Genomic DNA, 19,304 nt, shown 5'->3' with positions numbered 1-19,304 from the left:
ACAATCTTTGTGATTAAAACAGCATAAAGGATTGGTTATGATTTTGCTAGACGGAAAAGCCGTAAGCGCAAAGATGAAAGAAAGAGTTAAAAACGAAGCCGTGAAGCTTAAAAATTTAGGCGTTGAGCCTGCTCTTGCGGTGATACTCGTTGGAGAGGACAAGGCAAGCCAGACATACGTCGCTTCAAAAGAAAAAGCCTGCCACGCTTGCGAGATCAAATCCATCATGCACAGGCTGCCCGAACAAACAACTCAAAGCGAGCTTTTGGCGCTAATAGATCTTTTAAATTTAGACGATAGCATAGACGGAATTTTAGTCCAGCTTCCGCTTCCAAAGCACATCAACACGGATAAAATTTTAGAAAGCATAAGTCCAAACAAAGACGTAGACGGCTTTCACGCGATAAACGTCGGCAAACTTTCAAGCGGACTTGACGGATTTGTGCCTTGCACACCGCTTGGCATAATGGAAATTTTAAAAGAGTACGACATAGATGTAAGCGGCAAAAACGCCTGTGTAATCGGAAGAAGCAATATAGTAGGCAAACCTATGGCAAATTTGCTCCTAAACGCAAGCGCAACGGTTACCGTAACTCATAGTAAAACTAAAAATTTAAAAGAAATTTGCAAAAGCGCAGACATCCTCGTAGCTGCGATAGGAAAGCCGTTTTTTGTAACCGAAGATATGGTAAAAGATGGTGCTATCGTGATAGATGTGGGCATAAACCGACTTGATGACGGAAGACTTGTAGGTGATGTGGATTTTGATAAAGTAGCTTCAAAATGCTCTTACATCACGCCGGTTCCCGGCGGAGTGGGTCCGATGACGATTGCCATGCTGCTTTCAAACACCATAAAATCAGCCAAAAACAGAGTAAAAAAGGCGTAAATTTTGAAAAAAGCATTTAATAAATTTTTAGATTTCTCAAACAGCTGGACAGGCACCGTAGTAATCGTCCTACTTATAATATTTTTCGTTGCGCAAGCCTTTGTTATCCCTTCAGGCTCTATGAAACACACGCTTTTGATAGGCGATCATCTATTTGTCAAGAAATTTAGCTACGGAGTGCCGACACCTCGCATTCCTTGGCTTGAAGTTAAGGTGCTACCTGATTTTAGAGGTAACGGACACCTTATAAACGGAGAAGGTCCAAAGCGCGGCGATATCGTGGTCTTTAGATATCCGCACAACGAAAAAATCCACTACGTAAAAAGAAATTTCGCACTCGGCGGCGATGAGGTTGTATTTAGCGAAAAGCAGATGTTTCTTCGTCCGCACGAAGGGGATGAGTTTATCAAAGCAAACTATCCAAGCGAAAAAATCGTAAATTTTGCAGGCAAAAATTTCGTAAAAGAGCCTTATGATTTTCCGGGAATTCAATACGACGAGAAGATAAATCTCTTCGAGCAAGCCTTATACTACTTAAACGCAGGAAAATTTGCCATGCAACCTGTGATAATAGATAATTTGCCAAAGATAAACGAGCTTCCATTTAATGCGTTTTATTTTAAAGTGCCAGATGAGGAGTATTTCATGGTGGGCGATAACCGCGACCACTCAAACGACAGTCGTTTTTGGGGAAGCGTTGCGTATAAAGACATAGTCGGCAAGCCGTGGTTCATCTACTTCTCGCTTGATGATGATTATAAGATCAGATGGAACCGCATAGGAAGGCTTATAGACACTATACAAAACGAGCCTGAATTTGCTAAAACCGCAAGAGATGAGAGGCATGATGACGGCGATAGGATCGAGTAAAATTTCATTCTCGCAAAAATTAAAGGAATTTGATAGTGAGTGTGCTTGAAAATATCGACATAGTAGAGATAGCAACTCTAGTCGTAGCTCTAACCATCGCTATCGTGGGTCATGAGATAGCTCACGGATTTGTAGCGTATAAATTTGGCGACACAACGGCCAAAAATCAAAACAGACTTAGTATAAATCCGATAAGACACGTAGATCCCCTTGGCACCATCATAGTTCCTGCGCTTTTGTATCTAAGCACGGGATTTGTGATCGGCTGGGCAAAGCCAGTGCCAGTAAATACCTACACCGTCATAAGAAACGGCGGATACAAGGCTGCTATTTTGGTCTCTTTAGCAGGGATCATATATAACTTCATCCTTGCGATTTTAGCCTTTTTTGCTATCAAAAGCGGGCTTGTGTCGTCTATTTTGATACAGTTTTTCTTTATGCTGATGGCCGTAAATTTGATCTTGGGGATGTTTAATCTCTACCCTATCCCTCCGCTTGACGGCTCAAAAGCGCTTGAGTATCTATTTAGGATGTTAAATTTACAAAGTGTGGCAAATCTACTATCAAGCGCACAAAAATACGGCATGATAGTGCTTGTTATCATTGTGATCTCGCCTATCAGCCAACAAGTATTTTATCCTATAAGATATGTATTCGCCCTGTTTAGAAATATGCTTTAGGGCTTAAATTTTCTCCTAAATTTGCTCTAAATTCGGCAGTAAAATCTTTCTTTAATCCTACATTTGCTATAATCAGACATTTTTAAATCACGGAAAATTTATGAATATCAATAAAGTTTTTATAGCAAGCGATCATGCAGGATTTGAGCTTAAAGAGGAGATAAAAGCGTTTTTAAAAACGCTAAATTTTGACGCAATCGACCTTGGCACAAACGACGCCGTTACAAGTGTCGATTATCCGGACTTTGCAAATTTGATGGCCAAAAATATCTGCCAAGCAGAAGAATACGGCATACTTATATGCGGAACGGGCATAGGTATATCAATCGCTGCAAACAGGCATAAAAATCTCCGTTGCGCACTATGTCACGATACCTACACCGCCACTATGGCGCGCGAACACAATAACGCAAACGTGCTTTGCTTTGGTGCAAGAACGACAAATTCAGAGGACGCAAAGCAGATGGTTAAGACCTTTTTCTCGACCGAATTTGCAGGCGGAAGACACGCAAGAAGAGTTGATAAACTAAGCTGTTGCGAGGCAAAAAATGATCTCTGATTGGCTAGTCTTAACATTTTTAATCTGCATTTGCATCTACCTTGCCGTTATGGTATTTTACTTTAAAACACTACTTAAAAAAGAGCGCTCCACAAAAGACTTCATGAAAGGAAATTTGCAAGACACCGAAGTAGTTATAAGAAAGCTTCAGGTGCAGCTTCAAAGAAGCCTTGGAAATATCGACATCCTAACCGATGAGCTAAACAAAGTAAAAAACGACGCAAACGCTCTTCGCACAAGAAATTCTCAATACAGACTGGAAAACGAAAAACTCAGGCAGCGCATACGTGAGCTTGAGGGCAAAATCGAAGCATTATTATAAATTCAAGGAATGATATGAAAGAACTAACTCCACAGCAAAGAAAATTTTTATTAGACTCTATTCGTTGCGTTAATGACTTCCCAAAGCCGGGTATCGTATTTCGCGATATAACGACACTTTTAAACAACAAAGAGGCTTTTGATCTGCTTATGGATCACTTGGTTGAGAGATACAAAGAGCTTGATATAGATTTTATCGCAGGAATCGAATCTCGCGGATTTATCTTCGGCGCTGCGCTTGCAGCTAGGCTAAGAGTGCCTTTCGTGCCGATAAGAAAGCCTAAAAAACTTCCATACATAACTATTTCTCAAAAATACTCTCTTGAATACGGAGTCGATGAGATAGAAATTCACATAGACGCCTTTGGCAACAAAAAGGGTGCAAGAGTTCTTTTGATAGATGATCTTATAGCAACGGGAGGAACTGCAAAAGCCTCAGTTGAGCTTATCAATCAAACTGATGCTAAATGCGTTGAGGCTTGCTTTTTGATAGATTTAAAAGAGCTTAAAGGAAGTGAAATTTTAAAACCGCTTACTAAAATTTATAGCATTTTAGAGGTTTGAAATGGAAGAATTCCTAATCGAACTTCTTGCCAAATACGGCTACATCGTGCTGTTTTTATGGTGCATGATGGAAGGTGAGATGGCTCTTATAATGGGCGGAATTCTGGCACACTCGGGACACATGGATCTGCCTTTAGCGATATTTATCGCGGGGCTTGGCGGTTTTGCGGGCGATCAGGTATATTTTTATCTAGGCAGATACAACAAAAGATACATAGCCAAAAAGCTGGCAAAGCAGCGGCGAAAATTCGCTATAGCGCACATCTTACTTAAAAAATACGGCTGGCCTATCATCTTCATACAGCGCTATATGTACGGTTTTCGCGTGATCATTCCGATGAGTATAGGCATAACAAGATACAGCGCAAAAAAATACGCATTTATAAATTTAATAAGCGCGTGGTGCTGGGCGGCTATAACGATAATACCTGCTTGGTATCTGGGCGAGGAAATTTTAATCATGCTAAAGCACGCCAAAGAGCACTGGTATATAGCAATCCCTATCGTGCTTGGATTTTTGGGCACTCTGCTTTACGGATTTAAGAGGATTGAGGATAAAATTTTAAAAGAAAGAAAGGTAAGAAAAAATGAAATTCAACATAATCAATAAACCTATCGATAAGATAAAGGCTGACTTGGAGCTGATTTTTGTCGTAGATAAAAATTTAAAGCATAAATTTATAAAAGATGACAAAAGCTTTAAATTTAGCAACTACAAAGGCGATAGCCCCCTACTTCTCATAGAAAATGCAAGACTTTATATGCCGCTAGCCGAACTTGAATTTGAGGAATTTAGACTAGCTGCGGCAAAAGCTTATAACGCCGTTAAGGGGCTAAACGTCAAAAAACTCAAGCTTGCAAGCTATCTTGGCGAATGCACCAAAATGAGCTTTCAAAGCTTGGTTGAGGGCTTTGTACTTGGAGCTTACGAATTTAACAAATACAAAGAGAAAAAAGAAGCTTACGCATTAGATGAGATTATCTTTAGCTCGGAGGAATTTAACGGCAAAGAAGTTGATATATCAAAAGCCCAACTTGGTATCAAACATGGTGAGATAATGGCAAATGCGGCAAATTTCACAAAAGATATCGTAAATGAAATTCCTGAAATTTACACTCCGGTAAAAATGGCTGAAGATGCGCAAATTCTAGCTAAAAATTTAAAAAACGTAACATGCAAAATTTACGACGAAAAATTCCTAAAAAAAGAGAATATGAACGCATTTTTAGCCGTAAATCGCGCAAGCGTGCATCCTCCTCGCCTAATACATCTTGTCTATAAGCCAAAATCTCCTAAAAAGAAGATCGTATTTGTAGGCAAAGGCTTAACATACGATAGCGGTGGTCTTAGCTTAAAGCCTGCTGATTATATGCTTACGATGAAAGCCGATAAAGGCGGAGCGGCGGCGGCGCTTGGTATCATTAAGGGAGCAAGCGAACTTGAGCTGCCTTTTGAAATTCACGCTGTTTGCGGAGCTACTGAAAATATGATAGGAGGAAACGCCTACAAGCCTGATGATGTACTGATCTCACGCTCAGGAGTAAGCATAGAAGTAAGAAACACGGACGCAGAAGGTCGTTTGGTGCTTGCTGACTGCCTAAGCTGGGCGCAAGAGCTAAAGCCTGATATCTTAATCGATATGGCGACACTTACGGGCGCTTGCGTAGTGGGTCTTGGCGAATACACCATAGGGCTTATGGGAAATAACGAGGAGCTAAAGAGCGAGCTTAAGGCAAAAAGCGCAAAAAGCGGTGAATTTGCTTCTATCTTAGAATTTAACCGCTTTTTAAAAGAGCTTGTAAAAAGCCAGATAGCAGACGTTAGTAACACCGCTTCAAGTAGATACGGCGGAGCCATCACGGCCGGCATATTCCTTGATAAATTCATAAAAGAAGAGTTTAAAGATAAATGGATTCATCAAGATATCGCAGGTCCTGCATATACCGAAAAAGCGTGGGGATATAACCAATCAGGTGCAACGGGTGCGGGCGTAAGAATGAATTTATACTACCTTAACGCACTTGCAAAGGAGCTGTAATGGGTCTTGGAGTAGGCATAGTAGGGCTTCCAAACGTCGGCAAATCAACTACTTTTAACGCTCTTACAAAGGCGCAAAACGCAGAGAGCGCAAACTACCCGTTTTGCACGATCGAACCAAACAAGGCCGTCGTGCCGGTGCCTGATAAGAGATTAAACGAGCTAGCTAAAATCGTAAATCCAAATAAAATTCAGTATTCTACTATAGATTTTGTCGATATCGCAGGGCTTGTTAAGGGCGCAAGCTCAGGAGAAGGGCTTGGAAATAAATTTCTTTCAAACATCCGAGAAACCGAGGTCATACTTCATATCGTGCGCTGCTTTGAGGATGAAAACATCACTCACGTAGAAGGCGGCGTAGATCCGGTACGAGATGTAGAAATCATAGAAACCGAGCTCATCCTAGCCGATATCGAGCAGCTAAACAAAAAAATCGAACGCCTGAATAAAGATGCAAAAGCCAATCAAAAAGGCGCAAAAGAAGCGCTTGAAATAGCAACCAAGCTTTTAGCCCACTTAACCGATGGCAAGAGCGCAAGTAGCTTTGAAGACAGAGAAGAAGAGGCGTTTGTATCCTTAAATAAAGAGCTAAGACTACTTAGCGCAAAAGAAGTAATATATGGCGCAAATGTCGACGAGGAAGGCATTAGCGAAGATAATGAGTATGTAAAAAAACTTCGCGAATTTGCCGCTCGTTCAGGGCATGAGGTGATAAAACTATGCGCCAAGATAGAAGAGGAGCTTGTAGGGCTAAGCGATGAAGAAGCGCATGAGTTTTTAAGCTCGCTTGGCGCAAACGAAAGCGGTCTTGAAAAGATCATTCGCACCGCCTTTGCTAAACTAAATTTGATAAGCTATTTTACCGCAGGCGTTGTCGAGGTGCGAGCATGGACGATCACAAAAGGCTGGAAAGCTCCAAAAGCCGCAAGCGTAATTCACAACGACTTTGAGCGAGGCTTTATCAGAGCAGAAGTAATCAGCTATGATGACTACATAGCTTGCAACGGCGAAACAGGCGCAAAAGAAGCCGGCAAAATGCGTCTTGAAGGCAAAGAGTATATCGTGCAAGACGGCGATGTAATGCACTTTAGGTTTAATGTCTAACGACAAAAGTGGTAAATTTTAATAAAGCTGGTCGAGGCTGTTTAAACACACCTTGGCTAGCTTTTATGATTTTTGCCGCATTGTTTTACTTGAATAAGCAAAATTTAATCATTAATTAAACTTTTTTGGGTCTGCTTCAATATCATTTTTCTATCCTTAGTATTGTATCTTCATTTGAATTTTAAAAATCCTACTCGTAGTACTTTAGTATGGATTTAACTTCGCAATTTAATCTGATATAATTGGCCTTTGCTAATTTAAATTTTACAAACACAAAAAGGAAATTTTATGAAAACAAAAGGTATCTTTGCTCTAAGTTGCGCTGCTATTGCGCTATTTTTTACAGGTTGCACAGAATCTACATCATATAAGATTCAGCCTCCTATGAGCGATCTTGAACTGATAAATTTGCCTAAAAATATTGAATTATACGGATCAAATTTTACGCTTAAAGGGCAAAATTTAAAAACAGCGGAATTTTATCTTGAAAACGAAAAAAACTTCGGCTGGAGCAAACTAATTAGCGTAAGCTTAGATAGCAAAGCTGAAATCAAAGCATATAAAAAGATTTTTGAAAATACTCTAAAAAGCGGGCAGTTTGGCAAGACAAAATTTGAGTTTAAAAATATCTCGGATAAAGAATATCAAGGATATACGATCTATTATCCCGTAAAAGGAGATAAGAATTTTGATAACTATGAGATAAATTTAATCCAAACCAAAAAGCTTGATTGCGGACTTGTAGCTACGCACTATGCGGTTAAATTCAGTAGCGATACGGACGAAAAAGTTATTACAAATTTTATAGATCAAAAACTAAGCGTGATTAAAACTGATTTTCCAAATATAACTTGCAAATAATCCAAATCAAATCCGTCATTTATATGCTTTGACGGATTTGAGTTTTAGTTTAATCTTAAAAAGGAATTCAATGAGTGATTATAGTTTAGCGCAACATTTTGGCGTGAATTTAGCAGAGCTTTTATCGGGTAAGATCAAAGCCGTTTATCCAAAATTTGACGAGCAAAAATATATAAAAAATATAGCAAGCAAGGTTAATGACCTAGCATATTCAGACAGGATAGAGCTTCACGCAAGAGAACTTAACTCTACGCTAAATTTGGACTACAAAAGCCAAATAGAAATTTTAACAAGCATTTTAGGTGAAGAAAATCCAAACGAAACAGGCATGTTTAAGCAGTATTACTGGGTGCTGCCTATGGGCAAATTCGTTGAAATTTATGGCATTAACGACTTTAAAACCTCCATAGAGGCGATTTCTGAGATAACCAAGCGAAATACGGGTGAATACGCGATAAGAGCTTTTATAAGAAAATATCCCAAGGAGACTCTAGAAGTCATGAAAGAGTGGGCTAAATCAGAAAATTTTCACCTTCGCAGACTTGCATCTGAGGGCTTGCGTCCAAAGCTTCCTTGGGCGAGCAAGCTTGAAAATTTCATAGATGATCCTTCGCCGGTATTTGAAATTTTAGAAATTCTAAAAGAAGACGAGATAAAATTCGTGCAAAGATCGGTGGCAAACAATATCGCTGACTACCTAAAGGTAAATTTCAATGCCGCTAAAGAGCTACTGCTTGATTGGAGCAAATCACCAAATCAAAACACGCAGTGGATAGTAAAACACGCCACAAGAAAAATTAAAATTTAACTATTGAGCCAAATCGTACGATAAATTTGGCTCAAAATAAATTTGTAAGCTAACTATCCAAAAAATAGCTTAACTAAAATTCCGCCTACTAGGGCTCCGATAGCAAAGGCACAGGCAAGGTTAATCTTGTGCTTTTTATTGATACCTTCTGATTGTTTTTCATAGTGTTTTTTAACCCCTTCAAAGGTTAGGCTAAGTATCTTTTCGTTCATTTGATTTAGCCCCTGCGCAAACTCCCTAACCTGCTCTTCGTTTACGTATCGCATAGTTTTTACGGTAGTGCTTGCAAGTCGCTCGAAATCCTGCGAATTCTCCCAAATTTCAACAACGGTGTTGTTTTCTATATGCTCTTTAAGCTCAAGCGTCTCTTTGAGCTCCGAATTTTCCACAAGTTGCGTTCCCATCGCGATCTCCTTATTTGATTAACCCTATAGATTCGCCGAATTTCAGTGTCTTGCCTTCAAAAAGATTATGCTCTAACGCACCGTCTTCGGCTATCATCACAATAGTTGATCCAAGCTCGAAGTAGCCGAGCAAGTCGCCCTTATTAACCCGTAAATTTTCATATTCGTAGCTTTGTATGAAAGAAGCCGTAGCGTTTGTCTGGATTCGCTCGTCAAAAATAAATTTCATCTTGCCTACGTTTAAAGCGCCCACAAATACCAGCCAAAGTATCTTACCCTCGCCTATTTTGCACTTTAGAATCACACGCTCGTTTTTAGCATACAAATTTTCAACCTCTTTAAGAGCCTTTATGCTTACGCTATAAAGATCTCCCGGGATATAAAGAGCGCTTAAAATTTGCATATCGCTTGGTGAGTGATAGCGATGGTAGTCGCGCGGAGAGAGGTAGATATTAATATAATCAAATTCCCTTGATTTGAATTTATCTTCAAGAGCCGAGCCTAAAAGTTCGGCGATATCATACTCGCGTCCTTTTATGCTTAAAGCCTTTTGCGCGTTGCTTTTTCCACACTCAAGGCAAAGTCCGTCGCTTGGACTGATAAGAACCTCTTTGGCTTCATCAAATTTTCTCATTATCACAAGCTCTCTTGTAAAAAGCGCGGTTAAACTCTCATAATCTTGAGGTCTTTTAAACTCGCTCATATCGATTTTAAAATATTTGACGTAGTTTGAATTTATAAAATCTTGCATAAATTTAGGAAATGCGGTTCCTGCAATTTTACCGAAAATTTGAGAAATCCTCTTTCTCATCTACTCTCCTTTAAGCTCCAACAAAGAAATTTCACTAGGTGCAAGCACTCTTACGGGAGGTCCCCAAAATCCCGCACCCCTGCTTACATACACCTGCATTTTATCATTTACTTGATAAAGCCCCGCTAAATACTTCTGATCAAGCTTTACAAGAAGCGAAAATGGGAAAATTTGTCCTCCGTGAGTGTGTCCGCACAAAACTAAATCCACATCTTTATGCATGTATTTGATAAATTTAGGCTGATGCGCAAGCAAAACGGTCGGCAAATTCTTATCGGTATTTTTAAGAGCGGCTTCTAAATCGGGCTCGTAAAATTTATATCTATAGCCGATGAGATCATAAACTCCGGCTAAATTTATACCGCCTATGCTCACGCTTTCATTGCCTAAAATTTGAATACCGATCTTTTTAATCTCTTTTAGCGTTCCTTCAATACCGTTATAATACTCATGATTTCCCGGTGCATAAAATGTCCCGTAGCGAGATTTAAACTCGGCAAAAGGAGCTATATACTCGCCAAGTCTGCTTGGAGGAAGATCGGCTATATCTCCTACTATAACGACCGCATCGGCATTTAGTAAATTTATACGCTCAACCAAAGCCTTAGCAAAAGGAACTCCTAAAAAATCTCCTAAATGAATATCGGTTATCATTGCTATCCTAAGAGGGCTTTTAAGTCCCTTAAGCACGATATTTTGGCGTTTTACTTCAGGGACGTGTGAAGCGTTATACATACCTTTAAAAAAGTAGCTAAATGCAAGAATTAATATCGTAACATCAAGATAAAATCTTAAAAATTTACGCCTACTTTCGCTAAAAACACGCTTCGTAACCGGTCTAAAGGCGACTATAATCAAATTTGAAAAGAGAACAAATGAAAATAGTATAAAGCTAAGTGCAAGCATAAGCGAAAAAGCGAGTCTAAATTCCGCATTTAAAAAGTTAAACCTAAGCGAAAAAGCAAGCAACACACCGCCCATAGCAAGAGTCGCAAAAAACACGCCAAGCAGGAATTTGTGCAGACCTCGCCCCTCGGTTTTAGCAAACAGCCCTCTATAGGCAACAAAATTCATAAAAATTATAATAAGTGAAGAAATTACATAAAACATCGCATAAATTTATCCAAAATTATTAAATATCTATCACAAAACGGCGAAATACCAAATAAAACAATCAAATTTAGCAAAATCTAATTTATTAAGCATAATCAAATCAAGTGATATAATAAAAAACATAAATATATAAAGGACGCAAATTTTGAAAAAATTTTATTTTATAAATGTGGTTTTATTGTTTTTGGCATTAAATTTTATTCAGGCAAGCAACTTTGAGCAGATAAATACACAGACACAAACCAACGCAAAGCGAGATTTTAAAAACACTTTTTTATATGGAGTTACCATAGATGATAACTGGTATGACGCAGTCAAGTTATCAGGTATCATAAATACTCTAAAAAGCATGCCAAGTAAGCCTGTAGTAAGGATAGTCATGTCAAAAGATACTCATCCTTCAGGCTATATCCAAATGTTTAAAAAGATAAATGAAGTCGCTTACATAATGGCAACGCCCGTTGATTCGTATGAAATGAAATTATATAAAGACATTAAAAGCTATAAAAAACGCTTTGAGGATTCTTATGATAACTTGGCGCCTTACGTTAAAATTTGGGAGGTTGCAAACGAAATAAACGGCGAAGGCTGGCTGGGATATGATCTGAATTTGATAGTTGATAAAATGAATGCGGCTTATGAATTTATACTGAGCAAAAACGCTTTAAGCGCATTAACGCTTTATTATACGCCGCCAAATTTTCAAAAAATCAAGATGCTAGATTGGGTAGAAAGATATGTCAATAGCAATATAAAACAAAATATAGACTATGTTTTCGTAAGCTACTACGAAGATGATAATGGCGGATTTTTGCCTGATTGGAAAAATATTTTTAATGAGCTGCAAGTAAAATTTCCAAACTCAAAATTAGGCATAGGAGAATGCGGAAATGTGAGCAAAGATGCAAACAAAACAAGCAAAGTTAATATGGCTAAAAAATACTACAATATGCCGAAATTTAATGAAAATTTTATCGGCGGATATTTTTGGTGGTATTTTGTTCAAGATTGCGTGATGGATAAAAACGATGAGCTTTTGTTTGAAATTCATAAAGCTATGAGAGTTAAAAAATAGTAAATTTAAAAAGATTATTTGAAAAGTAAATTTTAAAACAGGCGAGAAATCTCCCGCCCGTTTAATTTGAAATAATTACTCTATCGTTCCGCTTTTTAGTCTCTTGTCATAGATCTCTTGAAGTTTTCTGATATCGTCCTTCACCTCAAAAACTCCATGCCAGTGAGCATAATCAGGTCCGTTCATCAAAGCGCCCTGTCTCATACGGCGACCTTCGTGATGCCATAAGTGGTAGTAAATTCTTTGGAATTCATCCGCCCAAGGATCTTCTTTAAGAAGCTTTTTGGCTTTAAGATCATCAAGCATAGCTTTAGCGTCTTTGTGATAATCGTTATAAAGCATTACGTGCTTATCGGCCATCTCAAAGAAGTTATCGGTATGCAATGATACGTGGCACTCTTTACAAACCATCTTCATCTCTTTTCTGGCAGCTTCCGGACCATCTACGTGACCCGCCAAAGGCGTGCCTATATTTAGTTTGCCCGTTTTTTGATACTCGCTTACCGCCGTGTCGTTACCGCCTGTTCTTAGCTCGCTATGCGGCGCCCAAAGATTCCATTTAAGGCGTCTTGAAACGTTGTGAGTAGTTTGCAGCTCACCAACTCCGCTCATATGGCAAGTCGCACAAGTCGGCGCTCTATAATCAGGAACCGCCCAAGTATCAGGAGCGCTGTCGAAATTCCACGTATGACCTTCCGAGTTAAAGATATGTCCGTGCATTGAGTTGTTGTAAATTTCTATATCCGGATGATCAGGTCCAAGGTGGCAAGATGCACAGGCTGCAGGTTTTCTAGCTTCGCTTATAGCAAATTTATGACCGCTGTGGCATGATTTACATCCGCCGATTCCGCCGTCAGGATATAAGTTTCCTATACCGTAGTTTGGCCATGTCTCTTTAGTCGGGCGATTATCGCCGTCCATCTTAATGATAGAGCCGTGGCACTGCATACAGCCTGTTGAATCAGGAGAAATTTGCAAATCAGGATGACCTCTACCTTCAAAGTGATACATCAGATCAAGCATGCCCTTTTTAGCATAGACCTGAATACCACCTCTTGCGTGACCGCTCTCGTTAAATTCCTTAACTTCATTGGCGTGACACTTCTCACAGGTTTTTGGACTTACCAAAACCGACACGTGGTTATCGCTATCTTTTGGATGCACTTTTTTACCCACCATAGGACTATCGGCCGGATGCGAGTGACAATCCGTACAGCTTACTCCGACATGCGCGTGACGGCTATTTTTCCAATCAGCAACGATGCCGGGAGTCTCTTTTGCGTGGCACTCAACGCAGCTTTTAGCAAGCGGAGTTAAATTGCGATTGACTTTTAAGTTTTTCACAAGATTTGCATCCGAAATGCTTTCTGCAAATGCGAACGAAAAAAGACAGGTTAATAATACAACAACTTTTTTCAACATTGTTCCTCCTTTATAGGTTTTATTTATTGTTTGCATTTATATTGTCCCAGTATTTAGTAATCTCAATGCCCATATTTTTGTGTCCCACGTTGTTGTGGCACTGAACACAGGTTTTATTTATATGACCTGCAAAATAATCCCTATGAGCAAGCCAAGCTTTATCGACTTGATTATTAGCCTCTTTTAAATTCGAATGACAGGTCATGTGTAAAGTTTTGTAAGAATTCAAAGTGAGGGAAAATTTTAGGCAAGTGCCTAGATTTAGGGATTAAGAGCTATTTTGTTTAAAATCAAAGTGGCGAAAATTCATTTTACATTACTTTACAAAAGTTTTACGGAATTTTACACTACCTTTTACAAGCTTTTAAAAGCCGTTTAAATGGGCTTTAAATTATATATTTTTATTCATGCATAAAATAAAGCATAGCAACAACATATCAATAAAACACTAATATAATTAATTTATTTTTTTAAGGTTTAAAGCCCTAACGAACTAACTAAGCAACTTGTTTATTAGCTAAGCAACTAAAACTAACCAACCGCCTAAGCAACTTAAAGTGAAAAAATATATCTATACAGTTTGTCTAAATTTTGCTCACCAAGTTCTTTTATAGATTTTATATTTTTATTAAATTTTTTATTTGCTATCATTATAATTTGTTCTTTTGTGATTCCTAATTCTTTTGCTCTTGCAAATATGCCTTTATATCTATTGTTGCGCCACTGTGTATTATCTCGACGTCTAAGTTTTGGCTGCAGCCTAGCTCTTGATTGCAATAGCCAAGATATTGCTTCGTCAAATTTTTCAGCAGGCAGACATCTATATCCAAGCAACTTAAATTTGTCCTTATATTTTTTTCTCCATTTGCCAATAGCTTGGCCTTTAGGCAATCCAGCCTTACTTTCTATTTCTGCCACTTCTTTTATCAGATCATCTATTTTTTTTATTTGTTCTTCGGTTATACTGCCAGGCGGGCATTCAACTTTTGGCCTAACAATATTTTTAGAATTTAAATAATAGTCACCATAAACAACCAGATTTTCGTTGCCTTTAATGATTGTGTTAGTATTGCCACCTATGAGCTTCATATTTTCCGGGTTTGACATTATTTTTTTCAGGCTTTTATTGATTTTATCAATGTCCTTCATGAGCAGCCTTAATTTTTAAAAGTCTCTCTTTAAATTCTTGAATTATTTTTGGGGTTGCATAGTCTTTAATAAGGTCATAAAGTTCTGCATATTCTGGCTTGGTTTGGTTTGGCATTATGCCGCCTACTATATGGCTATTACTTATAGAGCTTCCTATAATACCACTTCCATTAATTTTGGTATCATTGCCAATATACACATTTCTATCGCCCGATATAAAAGTATTTTTAGCATATTTGTTATTGTCGTGCAAAAGCCATTCATAGTCATAATTAGTCAAACGACTACATTCTAGAATATACTTTTTCGGTATATTTTTTCTATTTCTCCATGAATTAAAGGTCGAAATAGAAACACCCATTTTATTTGCTAACTCTTCCATATTACGGGCTTTATATGCTTCCTTGATGTTATTTAGCACTTTTGTAACATCCATACTCTTTCCTTTTTTATATTCATTTGACTTGACATAATATATTCATTTGGATATAATACATTTTAGTTTTACTTTATAGTGATTGAAATAATACTAAAAAGTTTTATAAAAAGATATAAAAGGATTTAAATTATGCTTAAAAATAGTGTAAGTATAAAAATAAAAGACGACTATGGAACGCTTACTCATTTTTGCAAAAAACACAGCTTGAATTTACAAACTTTCAAGCAAGTTCTTTATGGGTATGGTAAAAGCAAACGAATAGTTGAAATTTTAAAAAAGCATAAATATATCAAAAGTGCAGATGAACTTACAAGGGAATGTGCGTGAATAGTTTTGAAGTGGCTAAATTGTGTGCATGTACTCCTCAAAACATAAGAAAAAAGACGAAACAAGCAGCAAATGCAAATAAAGCATATATAAAAGTCAAGGATATGATTTTTATGTTTCGTATGGTTAAAAACTCTACAGGCAAAGCATACGAATATATTCAATTAAGTGATGAAATTCAACCTGCCGATGTGCATGCGCTTAAGGACTCTGAGAGTGTTAAAGCCATAAGTGCAGCAACCGAGAGCATCGGCAGCTTAAATTTCATGCAAAAGGAAAGTAAAAATGCAAACAGTCGCGATAGAGAGAACGCCTCTTGCAAAGTGGCGAGTGGAACGAAGCCAAGCAAGAGGAGTGGCGCAGATGATGCAAAAAGAGGATCGATTAACTCAGGCGGAAGTAGCGAGGCAGTCAAAATTCCTGCATTTTGCAAAGAGTATGAGCAAAAAAGGCTTTGTGGTCAAGATAGCAGATCACGGGGTGTATGGATGGAGAGTGAAAGGAGCCTAGATGGACACACTATTCATAATCTGTATGACGATAATAGCGCTAGCGGTAATTTACTCTTAAATGAAGCGAAGTATAAAGGAGAAAATATAGATGAAACCGATAAAGAGAATATGTTTTTTTACGCTAATACCGATAATTTCGATGGTGTCGTTTGTCCTGTGGATAGTAAAGGGCGAGTATGGAATGCAAAAATACAGCGATTGGATGAGCAGACTGGACGAATGGGCGGAGAGATAGACAATGATGATAGCAATGGATATGTTTCAAGCGGCAATGATTCTGTCAATCATGCTGTGGTTTATGATGCAGGTGGTATAGGTAAAGATACCGCCTCAAGACTTAAATTTCTAGAGAGCAAAAAAGGCATTGAAGCCCTGCAAAAAGAGGAGATATTAAAACTTTATGCAAGAGCCAAAGCAAAAGGAAGAAAAACAGCCGCTTTTATAGAGTATGTAAATTCAAATAAAGCATATTCTATAAAAGTTACTGAAAACAAGCTGTTTGCTTGGCAAAGAGCTTATCAAAGCGAAGGCTTTGAGGGGCTAATAGATAAGCGAACGTCTCATAAAGAGTGCCAAATAGAAGCTAACGGACTTACAGATAAAGCCATAGAGCTGATACTTGCTTCAAACAAGCGAATAGATGCGGGAAGCATATGGGAGAAGCTAAACGAACATCTAGCCGTAAGAGATGCGCTTGATGTAAATTTACTCGCCGCAACTTACGCCAGAGGCAAGACACCTATCAGCATGAGCAGTGTTTATCGCTTTATATCCAAATGGAAAAACGACAATAAGCTTGCGGATATCGTAAGAAGGCACGGAGTTGAAAAGGCAAGAGGTATGCTGATGCCCGGCATCGGCAATATGAGCTGGAATGTCGATAGCATAAATCAGATAGTGGAGATCGATGCTACTAAGCTTGATATGATCTGTATAAACTCGGAACTCGCAAGACTGCTTGGAGTGAGCAAGGAAGAGGCTAAAAAGATACAACAGCGCTTCCAGATAATCTCAATCATAGATATTTATAGCCATGTAAGAGTATACGAGGTGTGCGAAAGCGAAAATTCGCTAGCGGTTGCCAGATGTGTAGCTAAATACATACTAAGATACGGCAAGCCTAGGGTAATACGTGGCGATAACGGCAAAGCCTTTTTAAGTAACGCGGTTCAAGAAGCGGTTAAAAACCTAGGTATAGAGTATCACGCCGTCATACCTTACGCGGGCTGGAAAAAGCCGTTTGTCGAAAGAAGCTTTGGAGTGCTTCAAAGCAGATTTACGGCGGCTTTAGCCGGATACATAGGAAGATGCGTAAGTGAGAGAATAGGTCTTGAGGGACTATATGGAAAAGCCGATAAGAGAGCCAAAAAGGGCGAAAAAACAAGACTTGAAAATTTAATGCAGCTTGATGATCTAGTGCGTTTGCTTGATGAATACAATGAAGGCACTATAAACAATACCGCCTTTGGAAAAGATAAAACACTGCCTAGAGAGCTTTACGACGAAAAGGTAAGCGAGGCGGTATATATGCATGAATATGAGGTGATGTCTTTAATAGGAGGCATAAAAACAAGCAAAGGCGGCAATAAAAAAGGCATTAAATACCTAGGAAATACCTTTGTATTCTCAAATTTATTCAAATATAAAGAGATTTATTACTCTATAAACCTTAACAACATATCTCAACTGTTTGTATTTAATAAAGATAGAGAATTTTTAGGAGTTGCAACCAGCACCGAAGCCGCACCCGTAACAGCCGAACAAGCTAAAGCGGAGCAAAAAATCTTTGAAAAAGAGCTAAGAAAAGAGCAAAAACGCGTAGATGAAGCCAGAATCTCCGTAAGTAAAGAAAAGCAGCTAGTAATAGGCATAGCAAATAGACACTTACCGCACGCAAAACGCCCTGAGCCTAAAGCCGCCAATAATGAAGCCGGTGAAAACATAAAAATACAGGCTAAAAAGGCGGCAAATTTAACTCGAAACGGCGTGATAAGCGACGAGAGAATAGCAAGCTCAAGCTATGATAAGCCTAAACAGGAGAAAAAAGAAGGCGGGTATGTCGAAAGGATGATGCAAAAGCGAGCCTAGTTAAAGGCTTTTTAAAGGCGTTAAAAATGTAATTTAACACGCTTTTAAAAAACTTTTAAAAATATGAAAAAGGAGCAATAATGGACATAGATCTTGTAAGATCCGAGCTAAGAAGCTTTATAAGTCAAACTTCGATCTCTCAAAGCGCTATAGCTAGAGCCATAGGCGTCAGCGCTACACAGATCAGTCAGTTTTTAAACGGAAAATATCCGGGCGATAATGAGAGCCTCGCCACGGAAATAGTAAAAGTGATGAGAAATCATAACCAAAAAGCGCTTAAAAAAGGCAAAGATGACGAGGATGAAAATTTCACTCCGTCTCATACGCATGATTTTTCAAGAGCGATGTTTGTGATAGACGATACTATAGAAGATCGCGAGATGGCGGTTATCTACGGAGAACCGGGCACAGGCAAAAGCGTGATAATGAAAGCCGCAAAGCAAAAATATCCTAATGCGGTACTTATAGAAGCCACGCTGAATACTAATGCGGCTGCATTTTTGGACGAGCTGATGTTAAAGCTAAATTTGAGCCTGTCCGGCAAGAAGGCAAACGACAAGCATAAGGCTATCGTGGATTTTTTAAATAAGCCAAATACCGACAAGGTAATCTTAATAGACGAGGCTGAACATTTAAGCGTAAGAAGTCTTGAAGATCTTCGCCGTATCTATGACTTTACGCAAACTCCTATCATACTTTGCGGCACGTATATCCTCATCAAAAATTTGCGCGGTAAAAACGGCGAATTAAAGCAATTATACAGCAGAATATGCGGCAAATGGGTGATGCGTGGGCTTGGTAAAGATGAGTGTGAGAAGATTTTTAAAACTCCATATATTTTTAAATGGAGCGAAAATACAAACGGCTACGCAAATTTCAGAATAAGCTCAAAGTTATACAAAAAATCCCTAAAGCTAGCCAGAGCCGAAAACTGCGAAGTGGATGAAAAAATGGTGGAAGAAGCCAGCGAGATGATGATACTGGGTGACGAATAAACAATGACACACGCGGAAATATCTAAGATTCTCGGCATTAGTAGCGAGAGAGTGCGCCAAATAGAGCGCACCGCTATCGCAAAACTAATGCATCCAAAGAATAGAGGCGCGTGGAAAAACATAAGAGAAACTATAGTGATGATAGAGATCGAAAGAGCCAAAAGAGCCGCAGAAGGCACAACAGGAGAGATGAGATGATAAGAGGGATTATGGCGTATTACTCAAAGAAATTTTACGGAGTTAGTTCAGACGGTTTTATATTTGTAAAAGGGTGC

The 19,304-nt window shown here is 38.6% G+C and carries 23 protein-coding genes; 16 read left to right on the top strand and 7 right to left on the bottom strand.

Annotated elements, in window-relative coordinates; translation table 11 throughout:
• The first annotated feature begins 37 nt into the window (after positions 1-37).
• From folD to CDOM16188_RS01120, 11 genes are all read left to right on the top strand, one after another.
• On the top strand, positions 38-889 hold the full coding sequence (gene folD / locus CDOM16188_RS01170; protein WP_172197556.1) for a bifunctional methylenetetrahydrofolate dehydrogenase/methenyltetrahydrofolate cyclohydrolase FolD: 852 nt from the start codon (positions 38-40) through the stop codon (positions 887-889).
• 3 nt (positions 890-892) lie between these two features.
• Complete coding sequence (lepB, locus tag CDOM16188_RS01165; protein WP_172197553.1) at positions 893-1,759, top strand: signal peptidase I; 867 nt, start codon at positions 893-895, stop codon at positions 1,757-1,759.
• A 35-nt stretch (positions 1,760-1,794) separates the two neighbouring features.
• A complete protein-coding gene (locus CDOM16188_RS01160) occupies positions 1,795-2,439 on the top strand; it encodes a site-2 protease family protein (protein WP_172197550.1) in 645 nt (214 codons plus the stop codon).
• A gap of 100 nt (positions 2,440-2,539) precedes the next feature.
• A complete protein-coding gene (gene rpiB / locus CDOM16188_RS01155) occupies positions 2,540-2,998 on the top strand; it encodes a ribose 5-phosphate isomerase B (RefSeq protein ID WP_172197547.1) in 459 nt (152 codons plus the stop codon).
• Complete coding sequence (locus CDOM16188_RS01150) at positions 2,988-3,320, top strand: hypothetical protein (protein WP_169942486.1); 333 nt, start codon at positions 2,988-2,990, stop codon at positions 3,318-3,320. Before rpiB ends, CDOM16188_RS01150 begins: the two co-directional genes overlap by 11 nt.
• A gap of 14 nt (positions 3,321-3,334) precedes the next feature.
• Positions 3,335-3,883, top strand: a complete 549-nt coding sequence (locus tag CDOM16188_RS01145; protein WP_169942487.1) for an adenine phosphoribosyltransferase — start codon at positions 3,335-3,337, stop codon at positions 3,881-3,883.
• Position 3,884: 1 nt separating this feature from the next.
• The gene (locus tag CDOM16188_RS01140; RefSeq protein WP_172197544.1) at positions 3,885-4,493 is read left to right on the top strand and encodes a DedA family protein; all 609 of its coding nucleotides are present in this window, start codon (positions 3,885-3,887) and stop codon (positions 4,491-4,493) included.
• On the top strand, positions 4,471-5,922 hold the full coding sequence (locus CDOM16188_RS01135) for a leucyl aminopeptidase (protein ID WP_172197541.1): 1,452 nt from the start codon (positions 4,471-4,473) through the stop codon (positions 5,920-5,922). The genes CDOM16188_RS01140 and CDOM16188_RS01135 overlap by 23 nt, the downstream gene beginning before the upstream one ends.
• The gene (gene ychF, locus CDOM16188_RS01130; protein WP_172197538.1) at positions 5,922-7,025 is read left to right on the top strand and encodes a redox-regulated ATPase YchF; all 1,104 of its coding nucleotides are present in this window, start codon (positions 5,922-5,924) and stop codon (positions 7,023-7,025) included. Before CDOM16188_RS01135 ends, ychF begins: the two co-directional genes overlap by 1 nt.
• A 288-nt stretch (positions 7,026-7,313) precedes the next feature.
• The gene (locus CDOM16188_RS01125; protein ID WP_172197535.1) at positions 7,314-7,886 is read left to right on the top strand and encodes a hypothetical protein; all 573 of its coding nucleotides are present in this window, start codon (positions 7,314-7,316) and stop codon (positions 7,884-7,886) included.
• Between the two features lie 70 nt (positions 7,887-7,956).
• Entirely contained in the window at positions 7,957-8,694 is a 738-nt protein-coding gene (locus CDOM16188_RS01120; RefSeq protein WP_172197532.1) for a DNA alkylation repair protein, read from the top strand.
• Between the two features lie 53 nt (positions 8,695-8,747).
• Here CDOM16188_RS01120 and CDOM16188_RS01115 read toward each other — a convergent pair whose 3' ends face one another.
• From CDOM16188_RS01115 to CDOM16188_RS01105, 3 genes are read right to left on the bottom strand one after another with little or no spacing between them, the layout of a single operon-like run.
• Positions 8,748-9,098: a hypothetical protein gene (locus tag CDOM16188_RS01115; RefSeq protein WP_169942500.1), complete on the bottom strand. Its 351-nt coding sequence runs from the start codon at positions 9,096-9,098 to the stop codon at positions 8,748-8,750.
• A gap of 10 nt (positions 9,099-9,108) precedes the next feature.
• Positions 9,109-9,909: a phosphatidylserine decarboxylase gene (locus CDOM16188_RS01110; protein ID WP_172197529.1), complete on the bottom strand. Its 801-nt coding sequence runs from the start codon at positions 9,907-9,909 to the stop codon at positions 9,109-9,111.
• The gene (locus tag CDOM16188_RS01105; RefSeq protein WP_172197526.1) at positions 9,910-10,983 is read right to left on the bottom strand and encodes a metallophosphoesterase; all 1,074 of its coding nucleotides are present in this window, start codon (positions 10,981-10,983) and stop codon (positions 9,910-9,912) included. It abuts the gene before it with no gap.
• Between the two features lie 184 nt (positions 10,984-11,167).
• Here CDOM16188_RS01105 and CDOM16188_RS01100 point away from each other — a divergent pair, with 184 nt between their 5' ends.
• Positions 11,168-12,097 (top strand): hypothetical protein, encoded by a 930-nt coding sequence (locus CDOM16188_RS01100; protein ID WP_172197523.1) that lies wholly within the window; start codon positions 11,168-11,170, stop codon positions 12,095-12,097.
• A gap of 75 nt (positions 12,098-12,172) precedes the next feature.
• Here the strand turns inward: CDOM16188_RS01100 and CDOM16188_RS01095 are convergent, their stop codons facing one another.
• The 4 genes from CDOM16188_RS01095 to CDOM16188_RS01080 form a co-directional block, all read right to left on the bottom strand.
• Complete coding sequence (locus tag CDOM16188_RS01095) at positions 12,173-13,519, bottom strand: multiheme c-type cytochrome (protein ID WP_169942508.1); 1,347 nt, start codon at positions 13,517-13,519, stop codon at positions 12,173-12,175.
• Between the two features lie 19 nt (positions 13,520-13,538).
• Complete coding sequence (locus CDOM16188_RS01090; RefSeq protein ID WP_253908111.1) at positions 13,539-13,748, bottom strand: hypothetical protein; 210 nt, start codon at positions 13,746-13,748, stop codon at positions 13,539-13,541.
• Between the two features lie 323 nt (positions 13,749-14,071).
• Entirely contained in the window at positions 14,072-14,668 is a 597-nt protein-coding gene (locus CDOM16188_RS01085; RefSeq protein WP_169976024.1) for a hypothetical protein, read from the bottom strand.
• Positions 14,655-15,104 carry a helix-turn-helix domain-containing protein gene (locus CDOM16188_RS01080; RefSeq protein WP_172197520.1) on the bottom strand — a complete coding sequence of 150 codons (450 nt, stop codon included), beginning with the start codon at positions 15,102-15,104 and terminating at the stop codon, positions 14,655-14,657. Before CDOM16188_RS01080 ends, CDOM16188_RS01085 begins: the two co-directional genes overlap by 14 nt.
• A 132-nt stretch (positions 15,105-15,236) precedes the next feature.
• Here CDOM16188_RS01080 and CDOM16188_RS01075 point away from each other — a divergent pair, with 132 nt between their 5' ends.
• From CDOM16188_RS01075 to CDOM16188_RS01060, 4 genes are all read left to right on the top strand, one after another.
• A complete protein-coding gene (locus tag CDOM16188_RS01075) occupies positions 15,237-15,434 on the top strand; it encodes a hypothetical protein (RefSeq protein WP_169976028.1) in 198 nt (65 codons plus the stop codon).
• Positions 15,431-18,034, top strand: a complete 2,604-nt coding sequence (locus CDOM16188_RS11455; RefSeq protein ID WP_172197517.1) for a DDE-type integrase/transposase/recombinase — start codon at positions 15,431-15,433, stop codon at positions 18,032-18,034. The genes CDOM16188_RS01075 and CDOM16188_RS11455 overlap by 4 nt, the downstream gene beginning before the upstream one ends.
• Positions 18,035-18,114: 80 nt before the next feature.
• Positions 18,115-19,029, top strand: a complete 915-nt coding sequence (locus CDOM16188_RS01065; RefSeq protein ID WP_172197514.1) for an AAA family ATPase — start codon at positions 18,115-18,117, stop codon at positions 19,027-19,029.
• Between the two features lie 3 nt (positions 19,030-19,032).
• Positions 19,033-19,227, top strand: a complete 195-nt coding sequence (locus CDOM16188_RS01060) for a sigma factor-like helix-turn-helix DNA-binding protein (RefSeq protein ID WP_172197511.1) — start codon at positions 19,033-19,035, stop codon at positions 19,225-19,227.
• Positions 19,228-19,304 lie beyond the last annotated feature (77 nt).

The sequence above is a fragment of the Campylobacter sp. RM16188 genome (genome assembly GCF_012978795.1).
GTDB classification, from domain to species: domain Bacteria; phylum Campylobacterota; class Campylobacteria; order Campylobacterales; family Campylobacteraceae; genus Campylobacter_A; species Campylobacter_A canis.
The sequence above is the reverse complement of the archived record's forward strand: the minus strand, read 5'-3'. Positions and strand labels throughout refer to the sequence as shown.

What these genes read in the sequence shown, in the direction of transcription:
- rpiB (WP_172197547.1), top strand. Translation starts at nt 2,540, where the DNA reads ATGAATATCAATAAAGTTTTTATAGCAAGCGATCATGCAGGATTTGAG.
- CDOM16188_RS01115 (WP_169942500.1), bottom strand. Translation starts at nt 9,098, where the DNA reads ATGGGAACGCAACTTGTGGAAAATTCGGAGCTCAAAGAGACGCTTGAG.
- CDOM16188_RS01140 (WP_172197544.1), top strand. Translation starts at nt 3,885, where the DNA reads ATGGAAGAATTCCTAATCGAACTTCTTGCCAAATACGGCTACATCGTG.
- CDOM16188_RS01150 (WP_169942486.1), top strand. Translation starts at nt 2,988, where the DNA reads ATGATCTCTGATTGGCTAGTCTTAACATTTTTAATCTGCATTTGCATC.
- CDOM16188_RS01075 (WP_169976028.1), top strand. Translation starts at nt 15,237, where the DNA reads ATGCTTAAAAATAGTGTAAGTATAAAAATAAAAGACGACTATGGAACG.
- CDOM16188_RS01145 (WP_169942487.1), top strand. Translation starts at nt 3,335, where the DNA reads ATGAAAGAACTAACTCCACAGCAAAGAAAATTTTTATTAGACTCTATT.
- CDOM16188_RS01080 (WP_172197520.1), bottom strand. Translation starts at nt 15,104, where the DNA reads ATGGATGTTACAAAAGTGCTAAATAACATCAAGGAAGCATATAAAGCC.
- CDOM16188_RS01110 (WP_172197529.1), bottom strand. Translation starts at nt 9,909, where the DNA reads ATGAGAAAGAGGATTTCTCAAATTTTCGGTAAAATTGCAGGAACCGCA.
- CDOM16188_RS01135 (WP_172197541.1), top strand. Translation starts at nt 4,471, where the DNA reads ATGAAATTCAACATAATCAATAAACCTATCGATAAGATAAAGGCTGAC.
- CDOM16188_RS01125 (WP_172197535.1), top strand. Translation starts at nt 7,314, where the DNA reads ATGAAAACAAAAGGTATCTTTGCTCTAAGTTGCGCTGCTATTGCGCTA.
- CDOM16188_RS01060 (WP_172197511.1), top strand. Translation starts at nt 19,033, where the DNA reads ATGACACACGCGGAAATATCTAAGATTCTCGGCATTAGTAGCGAGAGA.
- CDOM16188_RS01095 (WP_169942508.1), bottom strand. Translation starts at nt 13,519, where the DNA reads ATGTTGAAAAAAGTTGTTGTATTATTAACCTGTCTTTTTTCGTTCGCA.
- folD (WP_172197556.1), top strand. Translation starts at nt 38, where the DNA reads ATGATTTTGCTAGACGGAAAAGCCGTAAGCGCAAAGATGAAAGAAAGA.
- CDOM16188_RS01120 (WP_172197532.1), top strand. Translation starts at nt 7,957, where the DNA reads ATGAGTGATTATAGTTTAGCGCAACATTTTGGCGTGAATTTAGCAGAG.
- CDOM16188_RS01105 (WP_172197526.1), bottom strand. Translation starts at nt 10,983, where the DNA reads ATGAATTTTGTTGCCTATAGAGGGCTGTTTGCTAAAACCGAGGGGCGA.
- ychF (WP_172197538.1), top strand. Translation starts at nt 5,922, where the DNA reads ATGGGTCTTGGAGTAGGCATAGTAGGGCTTCCAAACGTCGGCAAATCA.
- CDOM16188_RS01085 (WP_169976024.1), bottom strand. Translation starts at nt 14,668, where the DNA reads ATGAAGGACATTGATAAAATCAATAAAAGCCTGAAAAAAATAATGTCA.
- CDOM16188_RS01065 (WP_172197514.1), top strand. Translation starts at nt 18,115, where the DNA reads ATGGACATAGATCTTGTAAGATCCGAGCTAAGAAGCTTTATAAGTCAA.